Source organism: Sphingobacterium athyrii (assembly GCF_003071065.1).
Taxonomy (GTDB): Bacteria; Bacteroidota; Bacteroidia; order Sphingobacteriales; family Sphingobacteriaceae; genus Sphingobacterium; species Sphingobacterium athyrii.
This window is the reverse complement of sequence record NZ_QCXX01000003.1, coordinates 860,884-881,500: the sequence shown is the minus strand read 5'-3', so window position 1 is coordinate 881,500 and position 20,617 is coordinate 860,884. Positions and strand designations below refer to the sequence as shown.

Annotated in this window: 28 protein-coding genes; 21 read left to right on the top strand and 7 right to left on the bottom strand. The window is 35.4% G+C overall.

Annotated elements, in window-relative coordinates:
- Positions 1–228: 228 nt before the first annotated feature.
- The 9 genes from DCO56_RS14615 (at position 229) to DCO56_RS14580 (ending at position 4,916) form a co-directional block, all read left to right on the top strand.
- A complete protein-coding gene (locus DCO56_RS14615; protein WP_108634496.1) occupies positions 229–861 on the top strand; it encodes a hypothetical protein in 633 nt (210 codons plus the stop codon).
- A gap of 100 nt (positions 862–961) precedes the next feature.
- The gene (locus tag DCO56_RS14610; protein WP_108634495.1) at positions 962–1,414 is read left to right on the top strand and encodes a DUF5675 family protein; all 453 of its coding nucleotides are present in this window, start codon (positions 962–964) and stop codon (positions 1,412–1,414) included.
- Positions 1,415–1,442: 28 nt separating this feature from the next.
- The gene (locus tag DCO56_RS14605) at positions 1,443–1,643 is read left to right on the top strand and encodes a hypothetical protein (RefSeq protein WP_108634494.1); all 201 of its coding nucleotides are present in this window, start codon (positions 1,443–1,445) and stop codon (positions 1,641–1,643) included.
- Entirely contained in the window at positions 1,630–1,800 is a 171-nt protein-coding gene (locus DCO56_RS29320; protein WP_165306769.1) for a hypothetical protein, read from the top strand. The genes DCO56_RS14605 and DCO56_RS29320 overlap by 14 nt, the downstream gene beginning before the upstream one ends.
- 682 nt (positions 1,801–2,482) lie before the next feature.
- A complete protein-coding gene (locus DCO56_RS14600) occupies positions 2,483–2,692 on the top strand; it encodes an Imm51 family immunity protein (RefSeq protein WP_108634493.1) in 210 nt (69 codons plus the stop codon).
- A gap of 86 nt (positions 2,693–2,778) precedes the next feature.
- Positions 2,779–3,336: a T6SS immunity protein Tdi1 domain-containing protein gene (locus DCO56_RS14595; RefSeq protein ID WP_108634492.1), complete on the top strand. Its 558-nt coding sequence runs from the start codon at positions 2,779–2,781 to the stop codon at positions 3,334–3,336.
- 173 nt (positions 3,337–3,509) lie between these two features.
- A complete protein-coding gene (locus tag DCO56_RS14590; protein ID WP_108634491.1) occupies positions 3,510–4,067 on the top strand; it encodes a T6SS immunity protein Tdi1 domain-containing protein in 558 nt (185 codons plus the stop codon).
- A 99-nt stretch (positions 4,068–4,166) separates the two neighbouring features.
- The gene (locus tag DCO56_RS14585; protein ID WP_108634490.1) at positions 4,167–4,337 is read left to right on the top strand and encodes a T6SS immunity protein Tdi1 domain-containing protein; all 171 of its coding nucleotides are present in this window, start codon (positions 4,167–4,169) and stop codon (positions 4,335–4,337) included.
- 105 nt (positions 4,338–4,442) lie between these two features.
- Positions 4,443–4,916, top strand: coding sequence for an SMI1/KNR4 family protein (locus tag DCO56_RS14580; RefSeq protein WP_108634489.1), 474 nt, complete (start codon positions 4,443–4,445; stop codon positions 4,914–4,916).
- Positions 4,917–4,968: 52 nt separating this feature from the next.
- Here the strand turns inward: DCO56_RS14580 and DCO56_RS14575 are convergent, their stop codons facing one another.
- On the bottom strand, positions 4,969–5,265 hold the full coding sequence (locus tag DCO56_RS14575; RefSeq protein ID WP_108634488.1) for a hypothetical protein: 297 nt from the start codon (positions 5,263–5,265) through the stop codon (positions 4,969–4,971).
- A gap of 477 nt (positions 5,266–5,742) precedes the next feature.
- On the opposite strand from DCO56_RS14575, the gene DCO56_RS14570 reads away from it, so the two are divergent.
- The 10 genes from DCO56_RS14570 (at position 5,743) to DCO56_RS14525 (ending at position 13,409) form a co-directional block, all read left to right on the top strand.
- A complete protein-coding gene (locus tag DCO56_RS14570; protein WP_108634487.1) occupies positions 5,743–6,465 on the top strand; it encodes a leucine-rich repeat domain-containing protein in 723 nt (240 codons plus the stop codon).
- Between the two features lie 187 nt (positions 6,466–6,652).
- A complete protein-coding gene (locus DCO56_RS14565; RefSeq protein WP_108634486.1) occupies positions 6,653–7,714 on the top strand; it encodes an ankyrin repeat domain-containing protein in 1,062 nt (353 codons plus the stop codon).
- 115 nt (positions 7,715–7,829) lie between these two features.
- Complete coding sequence (locus tag DCO56_RS14560) at positions 7,830–8,849, top strand: leucine-rich repeat domain-containing protein (protein WP_181390559.1); 1,020 nt, start codon at positions 7,830–7,832, stop codon at positions 8,847–8,849.
- Positions 8,850–8,961: 112 nt separating this feature from the next.
- Complete coding sequence (locus tag DCO56_RS14555) at positions 8,962–9,516, top strand: hypothetical protein (RefSeq protein ID WP_108634484.1); 555 nt, start codon at positions 8,962–8,964, stop codon at positions 9,514–9,516.
- A 17-nt stretch (positions 9,517–9,533) separates the two neighbouring features.
- The gene (locus tag DCO56_RS14550) at positions 9,534–10,094 is read left to right on the top strand and encodes an imm11 family protein (RefSeq protein ID WP_108634483.1); all 561 of its coding nucleotides are present in this window, start codon (positions 9,534–9,536) and stop codon (positions 10,092–10,094) included.
- Positions 10,095–10,334: 240 nt separating this feature from the next.
- Positions 10,335–10,628 (top strand): DUF2384 domain-containing protein, encoded by a 294-nt coding sequence (locus tag DCO56_RS14545; RefSeq protein WP_146191071.1) that lies wholly within the window; start codon positions 10,335–10,337, stop codon positions 10,626–10,628.
- A 13-nt stretch (positions 10,629–10,641) separates the two neighbouring features.
- Positions 10,642–11,049, top strand: a complete 408-nt coding sequence (locus DCO56_RS14540; protein ID WP_108634481.1) for a hypothetical protein — start codon at positions 10,642–10,644, stop codon at positions 11,047–11,049.
- 204 nt (positions 11,050–11,253) lie between these two features.
- Positions 11,254–12,045 carry an SDR family oxidoreductase gene (locus tag DCO56_RS14535; RefSeq protein WP_108634480.1) on the top strand — a complete coding sequence of 264 codons (792 nt, stop codon included), beginning with the start codon at positions 11,254–11,256 and terminating at the stop codon, positions 12,043–12,045.
- 139 nt (positions 12,046–12,184) lie between these two features.
- Complete coding sequence (locus tag DCO56_RS14530; protein ID WP_108634479.1) at positions 12,185–12,586, top strand: GlcG/HbpS family heme-binding protein; 402 nt, start codon at positions 12,185–12,187, stop codon at positions 12,584–12,586.
- A gap of 19 nt (positions 12,587–12,605) precedes the next feature.
- Positions 12,606–13,409, top strand: a complete 804-nt coding sequence (locus DCO56_RS14525; RefSeq protein WP_108634478.1) for a helix-turn-helix domain-containing protein — start codon at positions 12,606–12,608, stop codon at positions 13,407–13,409.
- 85 nt (positions 13,410–13,494) lie between these two features.
- Here DCO56_RS14525 and DCO56_RS14520 read toward each other — a convergent pair whose 3' ends face one another.
- Positions 13,495–14,160 carry a CPBP family intramembrane glutamic endopeptidase gene (locus DCO56_RS14520; RefSeq protein WP_181390558.1) on the bottom strand — a complete coding sequence of 222 codons (666 nt, stop codon included), beginning with the start codon at positions 14,158–14,160 and terminating at the stop codon, positions 13,495–13,497.
- Positions 14,161–14,521: 361 nt separating this feature from the next.
- Between DCO56_RS14520 and DCO56_RS14515 the strand changes: the two genes are divergently transcribed.
- Together DCO56_RS14515 and DCO56_RS14510 are read left to right on the top strand one after the other, a co-directional pair.
- Complete coding sequence (locus DCO56_RS14515; protein WP_108634476.1) at positions 14,522–15,394, top strand: helix-turn-helix domain-containing protein; 873 nt, start codon at positions 14,522–14,524, stop codon at positions 15,392–15,394.
- A 121-nt stretch (positions 15,395–15,515) separates the two neighbouring features.
- Entirely contained in the window at positions 15,516–16,742 is a 1,227-nt protein-coding gene (locus tag DCO56_RS14510; RefSeq protein WP_108634475.1) for a TCR/Tet family MFS transporter, read from the top strand.
- A 177-nt stretch (positions 16,743–16,919) separates the two neighbouring features.
- On the opposite strand, the gene DCO56_RS14505 is transcribed toward DCO56_RS14510, so the two are convergent.
- The 5 genes from DCO56_RS14505 to DCO56_RS14485 all read right to left on the bottom strand — a co-directional run bounded on the left by DCO56_RS14505 (position 16,920) and on the right by DCO56_RS14485 (position 20,617).
- A complete protein-coding gene (locus DCO56_RS14505; RefSeq protein WP_108634474.1) occupies positions 16,920–17,813 on the bottom strand; it encodes a hypothetical protein in 894 nt (297 codons plus the stop codon).
- Between the two features lie 103 nt (positions 17,814–17,916).
- Positions 17,917–18,552: a hypothetical protein gene (locus DCO56_RS14500; RefSeq protein WP_108634473.1), complete on the bottom strand. Its 636-nt coding sequence runs from the start codon at positions 18,550–18,552 to the stop codon at positions 17,917–17,919.
- A 215-nt stretch (positions 18,553–18,767) separates the two neighbouring features.
- On the bottom strand, positions 18,768–19,397 hold the full coding sequence (locus DCO56_RS14495; RefSeq protein WP_108634472.1) for a hypothetical protein: 630 nt from the start codon (positions 19,395–19,397) through the stop codon (positions 18,768–18,770).
- A 202-nt stretch (positions 19,398–19,599) separates the two neighbouring features.
- On the bottom strand, positions 19,600–20,109 hold the full coding sequence (locus tag DCO56_RS14490) for an SMI1/KNR4 family protein (protein ID WP_108634471.1): 510 nt from the start codon (positions 20,107–20,109) through the stop codon (positions 19,600–19,602).
- A 256-nt stretch (positions 20,110–20,365) separates the two neighbouring features.
- Positions 20,366–20,617, bottom strand: a complete 252-nt coding sequence (locus DCO56_RS14485; protein ID WP_181390557.1) for a hypothetical protein — start codon at positions 20,615–20,617, stop codon at positions 20,366–20,368.

Sequence of the window (20,617 nt, the reverse complement as noted above, 5' to 3'; positions counted from 1 at the left end):
TTCCCGCTGCGGTATCACGCCAGCAATTGAGGGGACGGACTAGGGCGATTATTGCCGTCAAATATCATATAATGCCTGTTTTTTGCGTGTAAGTTGCGTGGAAAATGACTTTGTTGCCAGCCCTTGCCAGTTAGTTGGCTATTGCTCTTTTGTTGGCTAAAATTTGTGTCATCCTACAGGAAGGGCCCTCCTGAACAATAGGATACATGGATTTTAAATTTTATTAAAATGAGACAAGCAAAAGTTTATCAGAATTATGCGCGCTGGGACGATTATTCACTGGCGACGCTCGCAGGAAGGACATTATCCTTTATTACTGGAAACACACATTTCCCTACACCCGCGCCTGAGCTTACGGCATATGGTGCCGCGGTAAATGATTTTAGGGAAAAGCATGAAATCGCAAGCCGGCGGGGGAGTGCCCTGGAGATAGCGGCCAAAAACAATGCACGTGATCTTCTGCTCGAACTGATGAAGCAGATGGCCTTTTATGTCAATACCGTTGCCAATGGCGATCAACAGATCCTGGCGAGTTCGGGTTTTGAGCTGATGCCGGTACCAAAGGCGGTGGGGTATCCGGGAATCGTGGGCGGTCTGCAGGTTACGGATGGCCGGGTGAGCGGCGAGACACGCTTTTCCTTCAATGTGATGCGTAATGCCTGGGAATATGAATATCAGATAGCAACTTCGCTGGATGCGGCAGGATTACCGGAATGGGGCGAACTGATGCGCACCACTACCAGCAGGCTCAATTACCTGCCCATAGCTGATCCGGGCATAAAAGTTTATGTCCGCGTGCGGGCGCGTAACGGAAAGGGGATCGGAGATTGGTGTGAAGCTGTATCGCTGATGGTACGCTAGTGGTCAGATGGATCGGGAGCCATGGATTGGCCCCTGATCCCCACTACTGTTCATATCGTTTAAACTGGGTTTAGTAACACATGATAATGTTTCTGTAAATATGAAAGCAATAATAAAAGTCAGACGGATTAAAGCGGCCAGCAACAGCATGCTTTCCAAAGTCTATATTAATGGGGAATTTTTCTGTTATGGCCTGGAGGATGCCGTTCGCGACCAGAAGATCAAAGGGCGCACGGCGATACCGGCTGGTACCTATCCCATAAGGCTGAATACCTATGGTGGCATGAATTCACGTTATAAAAAGCATTTTCCCAAGCTACATCGGGGCATGCTGGAGATCACGCAGATCCCGGACTATTCGTATGTATATATCCATATCGGCAACAACTTTGGGGATACTTCGGGCTGCCTTTTGGTTGGTTTTGAGAAGCGCTATGTCATAACAAGCGGTGAATATGAAATCTTTGAATCTAAAGCCGCCTATCGTGCCCTCTATAAAAAAGTATTGGCACTGCTGGAACAAGGAGAAGTCTGGCTGGAAATCGGGTTTTGAGGATCTGACTGACATAAAAAAAATAGAAATGAGAAAGGTAATCAATAAAATCGGACGGGCTTTGCAGGTAATCCTGCTGGCCCCTGTCAAATTGCCGGGCAAGGCACTGAATATTATCAAATATCTCGCCATTGGTGTGGGTATTATCGAATCTGTCATGGATGAGAAAGGGGAGATCGAGAAGGAGAAGAGCGACAGGGAAGGGGGAGTGAAGGATGAAGATCAATGATATCCGTATAGGAGCGGTAGGCGGGACGTTATGTTCGCTATGGGCGAGTATATCTTTGGGTGATATCCTGCAGACCTTGGTGACCGCTGCTCTGGGAACGCTGGTCAGTTTTGCGACAAGCCAGTTGCTCGGAAGATGGGCCAGACGGAAAAAGTAAATGAAAGAGCACCTTCGGGTGCTTTTTCTAATTTTTTCCGTTTACCCGTGGCCGTTTCTCGTGATAGGCCTTCTTCATCTTTTCCACAGACTCCACATACCTTCCTTGTTTATGATATAGTAATACCAATCGAAGGTACCCCATTTTAAAAGGATGTTCCTTTTCGATGGGTGATCCTGAAACGATGGGAATGACTGGTGTTACATTGTTGTCCGCTATTGAGGTAATGCAATAATATTTTATTATATTTCTACTACTATAATGTTAGTAATAGGCATTATTGATTGATAAATACTATTATGATATCACTTATATCTATTTCTAAGGCACAGCAAAAATTAGCCGAAAACATTCGGGGACATAAACAATGAGCTATCCAGCTATAGAAGTCCTTATAAATTTATGTTCCAAGTTTAGTCAGTACTTTACATTACTATCTCTGATCTAATACAAAAATAATTGGTTATGGATAAAAAGGCGTATTACCATGAATCAAAATTTTCAAGATCATTCAGTACCATAGGTGTTGAATTTCCTCCACTAAAAATAGTCAATTTTTCGATTCCCATTGCTTTCATCAAAGCAGGAAGTTCACCTTTACACATGTGCATGTAGATGTATCTACATAAATATTTACATCTTGATGGAAACGGGCAAATCTATTTTAGGCGTTCATAAGTGAATGCAATTCAGAGTTTCGGTATGTTTGAATGTAGGAGAATATAAAATTGAAATTTTCCAGCCACGGGAAGAGGAAGGCTTTGAAGGAAACGGTTATGACTGGAGCTCTTTAGCAAACGTATTTTTAGAGGAACAAATTCCCGAATTAATTATAAAAGCTTATATTGAGGTCATAGGTCAAGCAGCAGGTGAAATTATCGACTTTGCTTAGCAATGTTAATAATTGTGCGTGGAGACATAGGAAACCTTATTTAAGGGAAAAATTAATGTTCACAGAATCATTATCTTAAGAAATTTATGTTTGAAGAATTTTTTAACCAGTATCCTGATTACAACATTCAGGAAAAACCTGCGGATGAAATCATCGATAAGTATCAAAGTCAATTACCTGAAGGACTTATTGCCTTCTGGAAAGAATATGGTTTTGGATCATTTATGGGTGGTTATTTAAAAGCAGTAAACCCAGATGAATTTTCTGCAATTTTAAGCGAATCTTATAGTCCAGTATATCAAAACCCAATTGTGATGTTTGCAACGGGTTTGTCAGATTTGATTATTTGGGAAAATAACCATACTGTTCTGCTGGATTATCGACACGGGACATCACAAGTGTTAGAATCGGGATTAAAGTATCTTTTTGAAGATTTGACGGATTCATCTTATGTTGATTCGGACCTGCTTGGAAAAAATTTTATACCGGCTAAAAAAAGATTAGGCGATCTAAATTTTGAGGAATCATTTGGTTATGTTCCGCCCTTGGGATTAGGGGGAACTGAAAAACCTGAAAATTTAGATAAAGTAAATTTAAAAGTGCATATTTCTTTGATAGCACAGGCGGTGGGAAAGATTGGGTGAAATAGGGATTTGACATGGCGTTTGTAACCATTGACAGCGGAGATTGACAGTGACATCTTTGTAGTCACCATTGGAAATAGTGATCATTTTTTAGATATCGTGTATCTGGATGTGTGTTTATTAACATTTTGTCCTAAATTCAGCAGTATGAATATCATTGTAATAGCAGGTTTATGTTTGAAAAATTTATTGAAAAATACGGAAATATTGAGCATATGGTCGAGTGGCCAAAGGATCACCTTGAACAGGTAAAAAGCTTCTTACCGGAGGAGCTTTTTAGTTTTATGGCGAATGGGACTGGAAGTTATATGGATGGATTTTTTTGGGTTGTTGATCCGATACAATTTGATTCTATTTTAAAGGAAATTTATGTTCCAATCCATGAACCTTCAATTTGTTTTGCCAGGGATGCTTTCGGGGGGCTATATTCATATGAAGGTGGAAGTGTGATTTATATAAATATCCGACATGGGGTTTCAAAGGTGGTTGGAAGAAAAGTCAATGTTTTGTTTAATTCTATAATGACTGATTGGGAATACTTCTCGGAAGAATTATTATTAGACAATTACCAACCTGCGAAAGAAAAACTTGGACAAGTTGAAGCAGATGAATGTTATGCTTATGTACCTCTTTTAGGGATTGGGGGAGCGGAGAATGTAGAAAATCTGCAAAGGGTTAAATTAAGAGAACATATATCCATCGTTGCACAAGCTTTAGGCAAGATCGAATAAAAAGACAAAGTAACCATAAATGTTTATTATTGATATAATTGATGCGTTTTTTGACGAATATTTTATTTCCCATAAAAACCCTTTTTTTCTAAGGATTCTTTGGAAATAAAAGAAAAGCTGCCAAAACTCGAATATGGTCAATGTTATGGATATGTTCCTGCTTTAGTATTGGGTGGCAAAGCAGCCAGTAAAAACTTACAGGTTGTCGATGTAAAAGCTTATATTGAGGTTATTGGTCAAGCAGCAGGTAAGATTATTGATCTATCGTAGTAAGGAGATGATAACATGGATGAAGCCCTGAATTATGATCTATTGCTTCATCGGATGATTTCTAATTTTATCTTAATTTAAAGATTAGATTTTATAAATTACAATATGAGTAATTTCTTTTTTGTAAATGAGTATAGGGTCCAAAATGAAACCCGAAGTAATGATTTGGATAGTATATTCTACCCATTATCAGAAAATGATGTTAAAATAGCGGAGGCTGAATTTAGATATGAATTACCGACCGAATTAAAAGATTTTTATATGCAGATCGGTTATGGCTTTTTCCACAAATCTAAAGGTGATATTAATAGATTGTTAGATACAACTTCCTTATTTCAGGTAAATTTAAAACGGAATGAATTCGAAGCTGATCCAGATTTAGAGGTTTATGACGATTTGTATCATGGTGAAAAACTTCTTTTTTTCGAAGTAAACGAAGGTGTTTATTTAGCTATTGACAAGGATGATGAGAATGGGAAGAATAAGATTTATTACACAGATTCGGTAATATCGGATTCATTGGAGGACTTTATTAGGTCATTCCTACATAATCAAAAACTAATTGATCAGTTAGATTAATTGTTTTTTTGAACATCTTTAAGGAAAAGATTATTGTTAATCTATATGTTTTCTAATATGTTTTACGATATCCATAGGCCTTAATATGTGTACTTACTTTTTCAAATTCTTTTAAACTGCAATTGAACTCTAAATTCTTTTTGTTCTTAAATATAAAAATCAATTTTCCATCGCTATATTCCAATTCGAGTTGGTTTATAGCCGCCATCCCTTTGAAAAAAGATCGACCACTAATATTGAAATTGATCTTTTCCGAAATAAAATCAATAGAACCTCTGGAGAGGCCGCCCGAGCTAATGTTAAGCCGCAGGTAGTTCTCGCTAATCATATCATGCGATGTAATGGTCATATCTTGCTGTTAGGTTTGTCAAAACTTCCTTTTTTACTACTCGTTTGGTTTCACCTGACGAAGACAGCTTACGATGCAGAAAGGCATTTCCAGGCTTAGTCTGTCTACCGTGATAACGACTCTCATCTTCCGTCTTTGATCGTTCAATTGTGGGTTATTTTTTATGAAATAAAGTAAAATAAATGAGCTGCCAAAAAAATAATACAGATGTGATGTACATCTGTTCTGGTAAGTTGCCTGAAAAACAGAATTATACAAGATAAGAAACTACTGCCAATAGGATTCTGCATCAGGTGGGCTGAAGTACAAAATACGTTTTTTACGAATCATAAACGAAACCCGGTGAATTGTAAATGATTTGCCATTGAACCATAAAATATCTTAATTTTAAGACGTAACAAGCAACAGTAAATAATTAAAAACAACAAAGTTGCCCAATCTTTGAGTAACTGCAACTTTGAAAAACCGCTAAAACATATGAATTGGAATAATTATTTATTAGAAAAGAAAAGCCCAGTTGCCGACTATGCACATCTTGGCGTTTTCAAAGGAGCTGTAAGTGGAATTTTTGACTTATCTACAATTCCTCCTGACACAAAGATTTTGGAAATGTCAACGCCTTTGAAAAAGTTCAAATTGACGTATACAAACCTTTCTTCGTTAAACGGAAATAAAAATATTGAAGCAATAATATTAGGAGAAATTGACGATGAGCGAGTGGGTGTATTTTCAACATTGCCAAATTTAAAATATCTTCATATAAGCATAAACAAACAAAATGAAATTCCAGACTTAACACCTTTGAAAAATCTTGAGGTGCTAATTCTTTCTAGTATCAAGAAAGTAGATAATATCAATTTTCTTAGAGGTTTAACGAACCTTAAAACGTTGTATATCCACGAGATAAATAATATGTCTGATTTAGAACCATTATCTTCTCTCGTGAATTTAGAAGAACTTTATTTAGACCACGGAAAAATGAGCGGAACGGGACAAGCTGTCAGAAGTATGGAGCCAATATCAAAACTGACCAACCTGAAATATCTTGCTTTTATACTTAATGTAGAAAAGAAGAATTACGACATCACAGCTTTATGTTCACTTAAAAAATTGCAAAAACTGTATATTCTACCAAGATATTTGGAAAATGGAAATAAAGAAAAACTTTTAAATGAACTACCCTTATTAACAGCATTATAAAAAAGTGAGAAATCTACTGCTGATAACGAAGGTTTTGCAATAGGGGGTGAAACTTCAACGTTCGACAGTAGTTTTTCTATTGAACTTTAGTAATAATATCAGCTTGTGTGCCTCGATTTTGAGCCGGAGCAGAAACCCTGCAACGTTGTAAACAATTTTACTGAACCCCAAAACCAAGAGAAACAAAATGGCAAAAAAGAAAAAAACACTTCCTAAAAATTTTGACGATTTAATTAACGAAAATAATATAGACAATCTCAAAAAGGTATTTGATACCTGTGAATTGGATGCACGAGGCGGTTATGGAAAAGCAACTGCCCTTAGTTTCTTCAATGTTCCAGACGAGCTAGTTCGTTGGCTGGTAGAAAACGGAGCAGACATTGAGGCTGTAGATTATTATGAACGTACGGCACTACATCAACACGCAATGACCCGAAGTGGCAAGATTACGCTACTTTTAGAACTTGGGGCGAATATCAATGCAGTTGACAAGTATGGAGATACACCTTTGCATTTTGCAGCAGGAAGTAGTTTTAATGTTACTTCGGTAAAAAAATTGATTGAATACGGAGCTGATACAAATGCTTTGAATGCAAATAGGGAGACACCTCTTGAAAGAGCGCTGAACCGTGCAAGTAATATCGACATCGTAAATTTGGTAGAAATATCGAATATCTTATTGAAAAACGCAGCGATAACTCAAAAAATGCAAGATAACATTACCCGTATCGGAGAAAATTTTGAATTTCATCGTGAAAATTTCAACAAAGATTATCTGCAAGAAACTGACGAAGCGCTAAGCAAACTTTACGAAATATATAATGTTCCGCCAGTAAAAAAACGGATTATGCACGATGGTGTATCGCCAATTGTTATAAGTGGAACTACTTGGCAAAAACAATTTGAAGAATTGTGGGAACTTTTAATTCCATCAAAGGGATCTGCAAAAACAGTGCAAGGAGAAGTTGTGCGAATTGCAGGAAAAGTAAGAGATGAAATATACAGAAACGGGGGCGGGAACTGGAATGTTGATTTCAAAAAAATGTTGGACGCATTTCTTGTGCATTTAGCTTCGAGTAACGCTCTGCCAGTTAATGAACTTGAAAAACTAACTTCACTTGTACAAGACATTCGCAAAACTGGAGATGCAGAAACGGACGAACTTAATTATTTATGCCAACTTGCAACAAAGTGGGTACTCCTTAACCCGATACCGATTTTACTTGAAGAACCGAATTATAAAAGATAAAAAAAATACCGCCAACAGAGGGTACTTCGGTGAGGGCTTCGCCGTTTGTGTCAGGCGAGATGATTTGCAAAATTTGGGACGGTAATTTTTCAATTGAACTTTTATGCAAAAAAGAATGGAAGCAACTAAATATCTTTCTATAATTAATTATTCGGAATGGGAAAAATTATGCAAATCCTATTCAGAAACACACGCCCGCAACGCAATTGACAAAGACGGAATTTTTTATTTTCGATTAAATGATAACAGCGATAATCTTTTACAAAGTTTAGACAAAATATTGTTCGCAAAACGCCCCGATATAAAGCTCATTATCTTACCTTTTCAAGACCCTGAGAAATCCAATAAATATCATGCATATACCAAACAAGATTTTGAAACATTATCGCAACTGAAAAATGTGAGGAAACTAGGTGTCTCCATTGCAGCTCAACAAAGTTTCACCGAATTTTCTATGATTGAGTTGGTAACAGAGTTGTACGTTTATGTGGATGTAAAATCTGATCTGCGTTTATTGGAAAAGTTTCCCAATATAAATTACCTCCATTTGCAAGGGAAATTCACCGAAATAGTTTCATTATGTGGGCTAAAAAATTTAAAAGGACTGAGCATATCCGATTTTCAACAAATTGATTTTTCGGTCTTACATGGCATTTCATTAAAAACATTAGTTGTTAGTGATTGTCAGGCGGGCGAAAATTTTCCGGTGTTATTATCTAACAGTGTGGAGTATTTGCAACTTTCTGGAATAAAAAAAGTTCAAAACATTGATTTTATTTCAAATGCGACAGGATTAAAAAAGCTATATTTAGATGAATTCGCATTAACGGCGTTACCTGATTTTAGTAAAAATAAAAAATTAAGGGTATTACAAATCAACGCAATGCACAAACTGAACGAAATCGAAACACTTATTACCTCAAATATCGAATATTTATTTGTCTTGCTAAGCGCAGATAAAGTGCCTGCAAAAATTTTTTCCGAAGTTCTAACGAAAATCAAAACACTAAAAAAAGCCCAAATGCGATTAATGGACAGGCATGATAAACGTTATACGATAATAAAAAAGCAATTAGAAAATGCTGGAAAAAGCGACTTACTTTCGGATAATATCAATTTTTTTGAAATATCTTAAATCATTCAAAAATAAATTTCAGAAATGTCCTTCAACCAAAAATTGAAAAACAGATATGCCCAATAAATAGAAAAACAGAAACAAAAAAATAAATAAAGAAGAACCAATTGAAATGAATATCTATAAAATCCAAACTGACTATTCGTATAAGAATATTTCTGCAAAGGATGAAGTGACCATCAATCAATTTAAGGATTTCAAAGGTCAGACCCTGGCCGGAATGTGGAAGGTTCCAGAGTTTCAACTGCTAGAAGATGTTACGGACGTAAAAAGTGAAAAAAACAGTGAGCAAACAAAGAAAAGAGATTTTGATGCTCGAAGCTACGGGAACATGCTTTTTATAAAGAATGAGTTTGATAGTCTCTTTAACCAAATGAATATAGAGTTATTGCCGATCATAATAGAATCGGGAGAACCCGTCTTTTCCTTTTTAAATGTACTGGATATCGTAGAAGCAATAGATTTTTCAAATCTGGATTATCAACAATCAATGGAAATGTTGAAAAGCAACAATATCAAATTTATCAAAGCACATATAGGAGAATTACAGATTTTCAGAGATAAGAAGCTCATCACTTTCTATTATTGTACTGAGGACTTCAAGACCCTGATTGAAGTAAATGGTATAAAAGGGTTGGAATTTGAACAAGTGGGTGCGGCAACGTAAATAAAAAGATATAACCAATGAATTATTTTTTAGAGGTAAAGAGCAAGCCAAATTTACCGTTTAAGTACAGTTTAACGAACCAGATCAACGGCTCTTATTTAGCTGTCGGTAAATTTATCGCAGATGCAGAAGGGACAAGTCTCATTTATGAAGATGCTGAAAACAGTGAAGTCGCATATGAAAGCCTGATCACACTAGATGTGCTGACTACCGTGGGCGGAGGCATTTTGATCAGCGAACGTTTTAAAAAACTTATTGAAGCGCATTGTAAAACCGATGTGCAACTTTTTGAAACAGCATTTATCTATAAGGAGCAGAAAAACACCAGTTATTTTGCACTCAACGTATTCAATAAAGTAGATTGTTACGACCTTGATCAATCTGTTTACAGCAAACACCCTGTTGATGGCTCTTATAAATTCTCCAAAACAGTTCTAAAAACAGATCCGTTGGAGGAATATGGCTACCAATATCATATCGTCCGTTCGGCAGAAAATAATAAAATTGTTGTGTCCGGGCAGCTCAAAAAAATATTGGAGGATAATAAAATAAACAGCATCGGTTTTAAGAAAGGATAAGAAAAAGTTTACATCCAAAACATCATTGACTATGAATTTTTATTTAATAAGGAATAGATGTTCCACAGCATGCCCTGACCAAAGTAAAAAAACAAAAAACACGCTAATGAAAATCATGAAAATAGAACGGGGGAGTGTAGAAATTGAATTTAATGGAATAGATATCTATCGTATATGCCGTGTTTACCCTTGGTATCATGAAGCAGAATGGTAAGCAGATGTAAAATAAAGAACAAGAAAATGAACAGACTTGAACAATATTTTGACAGTAGCGCAAGCAGGGGCTGGGATACTCTTGTGAAATTGGCAACGGAGACCTCCTGGACGTATTCTGAAAGTCAAAAACTTTTGGAACAAAAATTGAATAACCATACCGATATTGCAAAAGTGTTATATGCACTTTTGGGAGAAGAAAGTTTGGATTGGGTATATCGCAGAGTTCCTGCTCTTGATGGCCTGAGTCCCATAGAGTGCCTGGAAACGCCAGAAACTATAAAAAGGTTAAAGGAAGCGCTGTGCAGAATGGATATTTAAAAAATGACCAAACATGAAAATACTTATAAAGATCATCCTTCTATTGCTTGCCGTTCAACTTTCCTTTGCGCAAAGCATTCCTGAATCCGTAAAGTTAGCCTTTGCAGGTGTCTGGCAGTATAAAACGAAGTATCAGACCAATACCGTCAAGATACATTTTGAACCGGGAACGGATTATGCACTTTTTACCGATATAGGTTCAGGTATGGCTCCCGCAAAAACACTTAAGGCTAATATAAAGGGAAAACTCCTGCTCATTCCGGCGGTACAAAATGAAAATGATGAGATTGAATTACAAATAATAAATGAAAAACTTTATTTGCATGCAACACCGGTTCTTTGGGACGCAAATGGAAAACGACTTCAATCGCAGGATGCTCAAAAGGTTCAAAGAATTTTTAAACGCGTTAAAAGGCTATAATAAGTAGAATGTTATAAGGCGGGACTATTTACTACCCTGACTACATTTTCATGTTATGCATTTATACTACGTAAAAAAGAAACAAACGTCCGTTCGCTGTATTTATTTTCTTGAACTTCCTGCCAATATAAATTTGGACCTTTCACCAATTAATTTTATAGCTAATTAGCTCAACTTTGCTCTATAACTTTTAAATATAAAAATATGAGCAAAAGAATTTTAATTACAGGAGCTGCAAGTGGATTTGGAAAAATTGCTGCATTTGATTTAGCAAAAAAAGGGCACAAAGTAATAGCAACAGCACAGGTTTACCCGCAAATGAGCGACCTGATAAGAGAAGCCAAGGAGCAAGGAATAGAATTGACCGTGGATAAATTAGATGTAACCAATGCAGCAGACATCGCTTACGTCAGCCAAAAATACGACATCGATATTTTAATCAGCAACGCCGGAATTATGGAAGGCGGACCAATTGCAGAGCAACCCATAGATTTGATCCGTTCGATGTTTGACGTCAATGTTTTCGGTGGATTGCAATTGGCGCAAGGTTTCATCAAGAAATTCATTGACGAAAAAAGGCCCGGCAAAATTGTTTTCACAACGTCAATGGGCGAACTATGGACGGTTCCTTACGTTGCCGCATATTGTGCTTCAAAACACGCAATGGGTTCCATCGCCGAAGGTTTGAAAACAGAATTAGCACCATTCAACATCAAAATTGCAACTTGTAATCCCGGTATCTTTGGAACTGGTTTCAACGACCGTGGCGTGGACACTATTTCACGTTGGTACAATCCATCAACCAATTTCACACCTCCATCAGCTTTTGACGGGACAGCCGAAGCTTTGGCAAACCAGTTAGATCCTCAATCAATGGCCGAATGTATCGTAGATGTGGCTTTGGATGAGAATTCTAACTTCAGAAATGTACATCCAAAAGAAACCGAAGATTTTGTAAAACAACTGCAGGCAGACGCCTGGACAGCAAAAAGCTAAATGAAATTCCGGAAAGCACGGACGAAAGATCTGTGCTTTGCTACACAAAAGAGCTCCGCTCAAATCGGGTTGTGAATATCGGGTTGCCGTCAACTCTATTTGACGATAAAAAGAACAGTAATCATTAGACAGAAATAAAATGAACATCACTTATAAGGAAGCAACAAAAGCATTGAACGTTGCGATAGAAAAAGCAAAAACATTAAACATTCCAGTAAGTATTGCCGTGGTTGATGCAGGCGGACATTTGATTTCTTTTGCAAGATTAGATAGTGTTTACGGTGTAATTGATTTTGCGGTGAAAAAAGCAAGAACAGCCGTAATGTTTGGCGTCGACAGCGAAATAATGGGAACAATCGTTTCCGGTGCAGACATTCACGGATACGGAATGCTGAATTCAAATGACGGATTATTGACCATTGCAGGTGGTGTTGTCATCAAAAATAGGGAAGGCAATATTATCGGAGCTATCGCATCCTCGGGTGGTTCGCCGCAACAAGACAAAGAAATTGCAAATGCAGGGGCAGTTGTTATCAATTAAAATTTAAGATATTTGTGGTATGGAAGCAAAGCGTGAAATCATTTTTGATAAGTTGGTTTATTCCTGTGTTTTTGAAAAACACAGAGGAAATGAAGAATTTATTCCCGAGCATTTTTTAGGGTTTCAACTATCGGGAGAAACGCATGCTTTCCACGCTGATGGAAATACGATAATTCCAGAAAATACAATCGTATTGGTTCGGAAAAACCAATTGATAAGAACAATTAAGTATCCTGCAAAATCGGGGAAATATCAGTTTTTATCGATTACCTTGGACAAGGAAACGCTGCAACAATATGCTCTGGAAAATAAGGTTGTGGTAGATAAAAAATATTCAGGTAAACAGAAATTGTTTTTTGAACCGGATGATTTTCTACAAAATTATTTCATTTCATTAGCACCTTATATCAATAAGACAAAAGAAGCAACACCAAGATTAGCAGATTTAAAAATCAGGGAAGCGATAGAATTGTTACTACAGAGCAACCCTGATTTTAAACAAATATTATTCGATTTTTCTGAGCCATACAAAATGGATTTGGAAGAATTCATGAACCAAAATTATATGTTCAATGTTTCGGTGGAATCCTTTGCTAAGCTCACCGGTAGAAGTCTTTCGGGCTTTAAGCGAGACTTCTCTAAAACATTTAACACAACACCAAAACAATGGTTGCTGGCAAAACGTCTGGATGAAGCTCATTATTTAATCAAACATAAAAAGCAAAAACCGGCCGATTTTTATCTGGATTTAGGCTTTGAAAACCTGTCTCATTTTTATGCTTCGTTCAAAGAAAAATTTGATTTAACGACCTCGCAAATTTAAAAAGAATGGATTTTATACAATATATGGAAACCTCGAATGCTTATCAACATCAAAGCTCGCGGCTTTCTTTTGACTTGTTTTCCACCTACAGAAGGTTCCCCAAAGTTCCGGTATATATAAGCACTAAGGTAATGGAATCGAATACTGCATGCGATAAAATAACTATCCAAAGGTTATTATCAAAATTCTTAAATAGAAATCCCCAGAAAAATCCTCCTAATGTCGCTGCTATTATCCCATAAATATCCTGTTGCCAATGGTAAAGGCCAAATAATAGGCTGGTTGCAGTAATACTGAGGGCTATACTTGAATTTTTGAAAAACGTTTTTTCGAATATGGATTGGATAAAGCCACGAAATACAATCTCTTCGTAAAACCCGCCTACAAGCCATGCCATGCTAATGTACATTATTAATCTTTGCATACTGCCCCTTATAAAGTTATATTCTGTATAGTCTGGAACAACGAAGAGATTTTTTATCAATGGAATGTAAACAAACTGCATAAAACCCACCCATACCACAGCTGAAATTATACCGATCAGAATTGCTTTTCTTGTAAAAGATCTTTTGGCAAGACCTAAATCCCGAAAAGTCCTGCCTTTTTTCCGAAGAAGAAACCAGATCATCAGCAGACAAACAATAGAATAAGAATAAAGCGGCAGGGGGACCAGGTGGGGGAATAGTACAAGAAATACTATACCACCCGCATCGGTAAGCTTGTTAAGAGCGTTATTTTTCATTTTATCCATAGAAATCATTGTAGATCAATTTCTTGTATGCAATAAAAATAAGAATTTCTTTACTGGATATATATTTATTAGTTCATCTTCAGTTGAAAAGCTACTGTTTTTTAATGTTTCGATGTGCTGGGCAAACCATGGGTAAGTCTAAAATTTTTGCCAACTATCAGCTTTTAGTCTTTTTCTAACGTTGAATCAAATCGCCGGATTCCGTCTAGTGAATTTGACAGGATGTTATTCGAACTCTTTTTTTTACTGATATGGAAAGTGTTTTGGATTTATGTTGCTGATAATGAGGTAATTTTCCTTATACTGCTGATTTAGCATCTTATTAACTTATTATATGATTTCATTTTTTAGATATTTGCATATGGCTCTATTTATAACTTTAGAGAATGTCTATAAATTGTACAATCTTGATTCTTCAAAAAAGACGGAAGGAATAGTTATTCTCAATCAACAAAATGATCCAAAAAAGAAATATACAACTAATAGCCGTCTATTTGATGGTTTATTGCTTGGATTCTTGATACAAGGATCCATGAAAGCACAGATTCATTTTTTAGAACATGAAATAAACGCAGGTGATATTGCTATTTTACAGCCGCAATTGATGATCGACACAAAATCATTGAGTGAAGATGCCAAAATTGTAACGATTGGTCTTTCCTTAGATTTTATTACAGCATTTCCAATTTTACGTGAGTTTATAATGAACAACCAAATCAGATGGCAGCCAATTATCAGACTTCAGCCTGAAGAAATAAAGTTGCAAAATGAATTATTGACGCTTATACAGAACTTCTACAATAAAAAACCTAGCCATAATAAAACGGAAATGCTTCGACATCTTGTTATGGTTCTAATTAGTATGATTTCTGAAGTATATTCTTCTTTACCGAATAGCAAAAGCTTGGTGAAAAACCGGACACATGAGATTATAGATGATTTTTATCTACTAATTTCAAAGCATGCTAACCAACAAAGAAACGTTGTGTTTTATGCTAAAAAGCTACATTTAACACCACAATATCTTTCCACTTTCCTGAAACAGAAAACTGGAAAATCTGCATTACAGTGGATTGATCATATCACAATTCTAAATGCTAAAACTCTATTGAAATCTTCTAATTTATCAATTAAAGAAATTAGCAATGAGCTTCATTTCGAAGAAACAAGTGTCTTTTGCAGATATTTTAAAAGAATAGTGGGAGTGTCACCAAAAACCTATAGAAACGAATAATAATTTGTATTCTTTATTTCTAAACTATTTACGGATAGCTGAACATTATTAGCTTTCAGATTGTACGTAAACACCATTAAATTGTCAATACTTGCATTTTATCTCTGTTTAATTTTACAACATGAAAAAAACAGGTAAAAAAGCAGCTATTGGATTTATATTTATCACGTTGTTGATAGATATTACAGGTTGGGGAATTATACTTCCCGTGGTCCCTAAACTCATTGGAGAACTTATTAATAGTGACCTTAGCGAAGCGGCAAAATATGGAGGTTGGCTTGGCTTCACTTATGCTATTACGCAATTTATATTTGCACCTATAGTTGGTAATCTTAGTGATAAGTATGGAAGACGCCCAGTTATTTTAATTTCTCTTTTTGGATTTGCTATTGATTATGTACTATTAGCACTAGCGCCTTCTATTGGGTGGTTGTTTTTTGGAAGAATTATTGCCGGCCTTACTGGGGCTAGTATTTCAACAGCTAGTGCATATATAGCTGACATATCTACCGATGAAGATAGAACTAGAAATTTTGGCTTAATCGGCGCAGCTTTTGGATTAGGGTTTATTATAGGTCCGGTAGTAGGCGGTTTACTTGGACATTATGGAGCAAGAGTTCCCTTTTATTTCGCTGCTATATTATGCATGGTGAATTTTCTTTACGGCCTGCTTATACTACCAGAAAGTTTAGAAAAAGATAAACGTCGGTCATTTAACTGGAAACGTGCAAACCCTATTGGAGCAATTAATTTTTTAATAAAACAGTCAAAAATATCGAATCTCGTCATTGCTTTAATTTTGGTCTATGTTGCCCTCCACGCTGTACAAAGCAATTGGCATTTTTTTACTATGTATAAATTTAATTGGACGGAAAGAACTGTAGGTCTATCGCTTGGTTTTCTTGGTTTATTGCTTGGCTTAGTACAGGGAATTCTAATTAGATGGACAACTCCAAAATTAGGAGAACATAAAAGTGTATATTTTGGGTTGCTATTTTATGCATTAGGTTTAATGCTCTTTGCGTTTACTAATCAAGGATGGATGATGTTTGTTTTTCTCGTTCCCTATTCCTTAGGTGGAATCTGCGGGCCCGCACTTCAATCAATAATCAGTAAAAATGTTCCTGCCAATGAACAGGGTGAACTGCAGGGAGCATTGTCAAGTTTGGTGAGCGCTACTTCTATTTTGGGGCCTCCAATTATGACAAACTTATTTTATTATTTCACTCATGATAAAGCACCATTTCAATTTTCAGGAGCACCATTTTTTCTAGCATCCATTTTAATGTTTATTAGTGTAATTATTATATATTTTGCTTTTCGACAAAAAAGTGAAAAAAAAAGCTAAAGATTAAAAAAATGCAATAATAATCTCCAGTTTTTTTGTTGCAATTCCAAGATTTCTATATGTTAAAAAAAGAAGCTGTCTCAATACTAAAATTTGGGACGGTTTTTTTATTGGATTGAATTTTTATCAGATGTTAGCAATTTTAGGAAACGGAAAAAAGTTACCTGTATTGCTTTTTTAAATCACTTGGTTCTCAGAAACTTCTCCAGTTAATAAATCTATGGTCTTAAATGTATGTAACAAAACTTTATTGTCAAAATAATTGGTAGCAAATCTTCCTCTAAATTGATTTCCTTCAATTTGATTAATTAGTTCTCCATTTTCACTATTTATTACAAATTCGGCACCCCAATTATTTGTTTTGGTAGAAGTAGAATAGACTGCTATATAATTTCCATATTCTGTTGAAAAAATTTCAGAAGAATTAATTCGTCCTATGCTATTAAAATCTCTACTCCATTCTATTTTAAAATTTCGGTCGAAACAATACAAAATGTTCGTTTCCGTAATAACATATATAGAAGTAAGATCAACAGAATACTTAACTCGACTAATTTTTTCCTTTGTTCCAAATTTTTGAACATCCGTTTCTCCTGTTTTAAAATTGAACAAATAGCAAGTATCTTTTTTTTGCTCGCAAGGAGCTAGAAAAGTGTCGTTTTGTAAATCTAAATCTCCTTTGTAAAGTCTGATTAGCTTAGGAAGTTCCGCAATTATTTCGTTTTTAATTAAGTCAATGCAAAAAGGTTTTTTGTTATTTGCGACCACTAACAATTTACTTCCCCTCAGATCAAACGCTACATCGTAAACATAATATTTATAAGTATTCAGAAGAACAGTATTAGTATCGTGCTCTATTACCAGCAAGTCAGTTTTTTCCAATTTTGTTTGTTGTGAACTAATTGTGATTGCTATTTTTCTACCGTCTGGCGAAATACTTTTAGGCTTCCAATCTAAATACTCTTCTAAAATTTTTTTTTCATTGGTCTTGAAATCAAAAAGAAAAAGTCCTTTTTCATTCTGTAAGTTTTTTTCAAAAAGTCCAATTTTTGCTTGGTTATTAAGTATCATAATTTTCACTTTGGTTTTGTACAATTACAGGTAGCGTTTCGGCGCTTTGCAGTTTCGCCCCACTATTGCAAAACCCTTGTTACCTGCAGCTTTTTGTTATTAGTTAGATTTTCATTTTGTCATTTAAACCCAAATAATATTTTTCAAGCATTTTTGTATTAATAATCCGTTCGTCTGTTTTATCATCATTTTTGTCTGTGTAAACAAGCCATTTATTGTATAATTCGTAGAATATTTTTGTTCCACTTTCTGTCAGGTCGTTATTTAAAAAGTTCATATGCAATATTCTGTCTTGTTTATCAAGTGGGTTTATTTTCAGAAGTCCTTTGTCATAACAAAACCGTAAAAACGTGATGTGTAAATTATATATTTTTGTAATGCTGTCTTGATAACTTCTATTAACTTTAAAAAGATAAGAAATGTCAGTTACAAAGTCTTTTTGAAAGTATAAGTCATCATAAGTAGTAATAATGGCTTTCTCTAACAATTCAAAATTGTCATTATATTCAATTTGTATTAGTTTGTAATAGCCCCAATCGAAAGTTTTCTCTTCAATTGCATTTGGAAATATTTTTTTTAAATTTTCTGTAGAAATTAATAATAGTTTATTATCAAAAAGAACTCCAATTCTTTTCCCATTTCTATATAAAACATAGTCACTAAACATTTTCTCAACCATTATGTTGCGAATACTTTTAGTTTTCTTATAAAATTCGTCTGCGTATTTTTTTGTTGTCATATTGGTTACTCAATGTTGTTGGTCAATAAAGTTACGGGTAACTTGCAGATTGGCGCAACTTTGTCGTTTTTATTTATTCACTGTCGTTTGCTACCGTTTTAAAATTAAGGTATTTTATGTTTCAATGGCAAACGCTGGGTTTCGATTACGTTTCGTAAAAAAAGCGTTTTTTGCACTTCAGCCCGCCTGATGCAACACCCTTGTTGGCGGTAGTGCTATTTTTCAATTCGTTTTTTCACAATTTCTAAAAGTTCGTCTTTTGTCATAAATGTATTTATAAAATCTTCCAGATTTCCTTCGTTAGTTACTTCTCTAAAAAATACTTCGTGGTCAGTTCCAAAGAGAGTTGGGTTTTCTGGGTTTGGGTCTGTTAAACAGATGTAATAATTGTCTGGAAAACCATAACTATAAAATAGTTCAATAAAGTCTGGCGTTTTGTCGTTAGTTACTTTTATTATTTCACTTAAATCAGTTTCTTCTTCGTCGGTGAAATCAATATTCCATTCTTCAAAGTCGTCTGTTCCTTCTTTAAAAGGTGTAAAAAGTCTCGGTTGCCAAAATATTTGTCCGTAGCCTTCTTTTGTCAAACAAAAATATTTTTCTATAATTTTGTCATAAAGTGCTTGTTTGTCTCTGTTAAATAGTTCTTCGTTCTCATTGATAAACGCCCCAATTCCATAAATTGGTTCTGCTTGTTCGGCTGTTTGCCAAGGCGTGTCTTCTGGTTTTTGATAAAGTACAGTGTCAAAAGTTATGGAAAGAATATCTTCCGCTAATGAGTTTCCTTTAACGTTGTCAATATTTCCTCCAAGTTGTCTTATTTTTTCTAAAATTTCTGTTTTCATTTTGTGTTATTGTTAGTCAGGTTGCGGTCGGTCAAGCATTACCGCTAACGTTTCGGGGCTTTGCGATGGTGGAGTAGTCGAAGCACAAAAACTGAATTTATTAATAAAGTTTAATTGAAAAACTGCCGTTGAACTTTGGTTTCGCCCTACTATTGCAAAACCCTTGTTAGCCGTTCGCTTTTTTGTCCACCGAAATTTGGTTTTATATAATTGGTTCGTCATAAGCATCTCCTAATTTTTCGAAGTCTTCTTGTAGCCAATACCAATGCTTTCCTTTATTTGCGTATAAATTTTTCAATAGTTCAGTGAAATTTTTCGCAACAATTGCAGAGTCGCCTTGTAATGAATGAGTTTCGTAGAAGCTGTCATAACATTGTCCATTTCGTTCGTTTGTCAAGTCGATGCTGATATATTGGCTCATTTCATCAACTTTTGCTATCAAATACCATTCATTACAAACTTCGCCTTCAAGCTCTTCCCAAATAACATCATCTTTTGGGTATAAGTATTTATTTGTCGGAATAAACTCCTCTCTTCCTACAATCGTTATTCCGTATGGTTTGCTTTCAAACAATTTAATTCCGTCTGTCAATTCGTAAAATTCTTTTAAGTCGTCAGGAATATTTGTCGGTAAAGCAATTTCCTTGTTCGCTGGTCTGACCTCGCAGTTCTCGTCCTGCTTGATTAAGTTTATAAGTTCTGTTATATTCATAATTTCTAATTAGTTATTTGGTCTAAGCGGTGTCGGTAAAGTGACGCACAACTTGCAGATTGGCGCAACTTTGTCGTTTTTAATTATTTACTGCCGTTTGCTACCGTTTTAAAATTAAGGTATTTTATGTTTCAATGGCAAACGATTTACAATTCGCTGGGTTTCGATTACGTTTCGTAAAAAAAGCGTTTTTTGCACTTCAACCCGCCATTACGCCAAACCCTTGTTATGTGCCGTTAAATTGGTGGTTCCAATATTAAGGCATAAAACCTTTTGATTCTAGGTTACTATTTTCATAACCCGCTGGAGCAATATTAAGCTCATCTAAATAGATATGAAGTTGATTTTCTACCTGATCTACTTCTAAAATCTGAAAATATTCTAATAGCCCTTCGGGCATTAACAAGGATAATAATTTACATTCGGCAGCTTCCAAGTGTTCTCTAGTTTTTAAAAACACTAAACTAAGTATTTTTTCAATTCCCCCCAAGAATTCTGCTTGATCCAA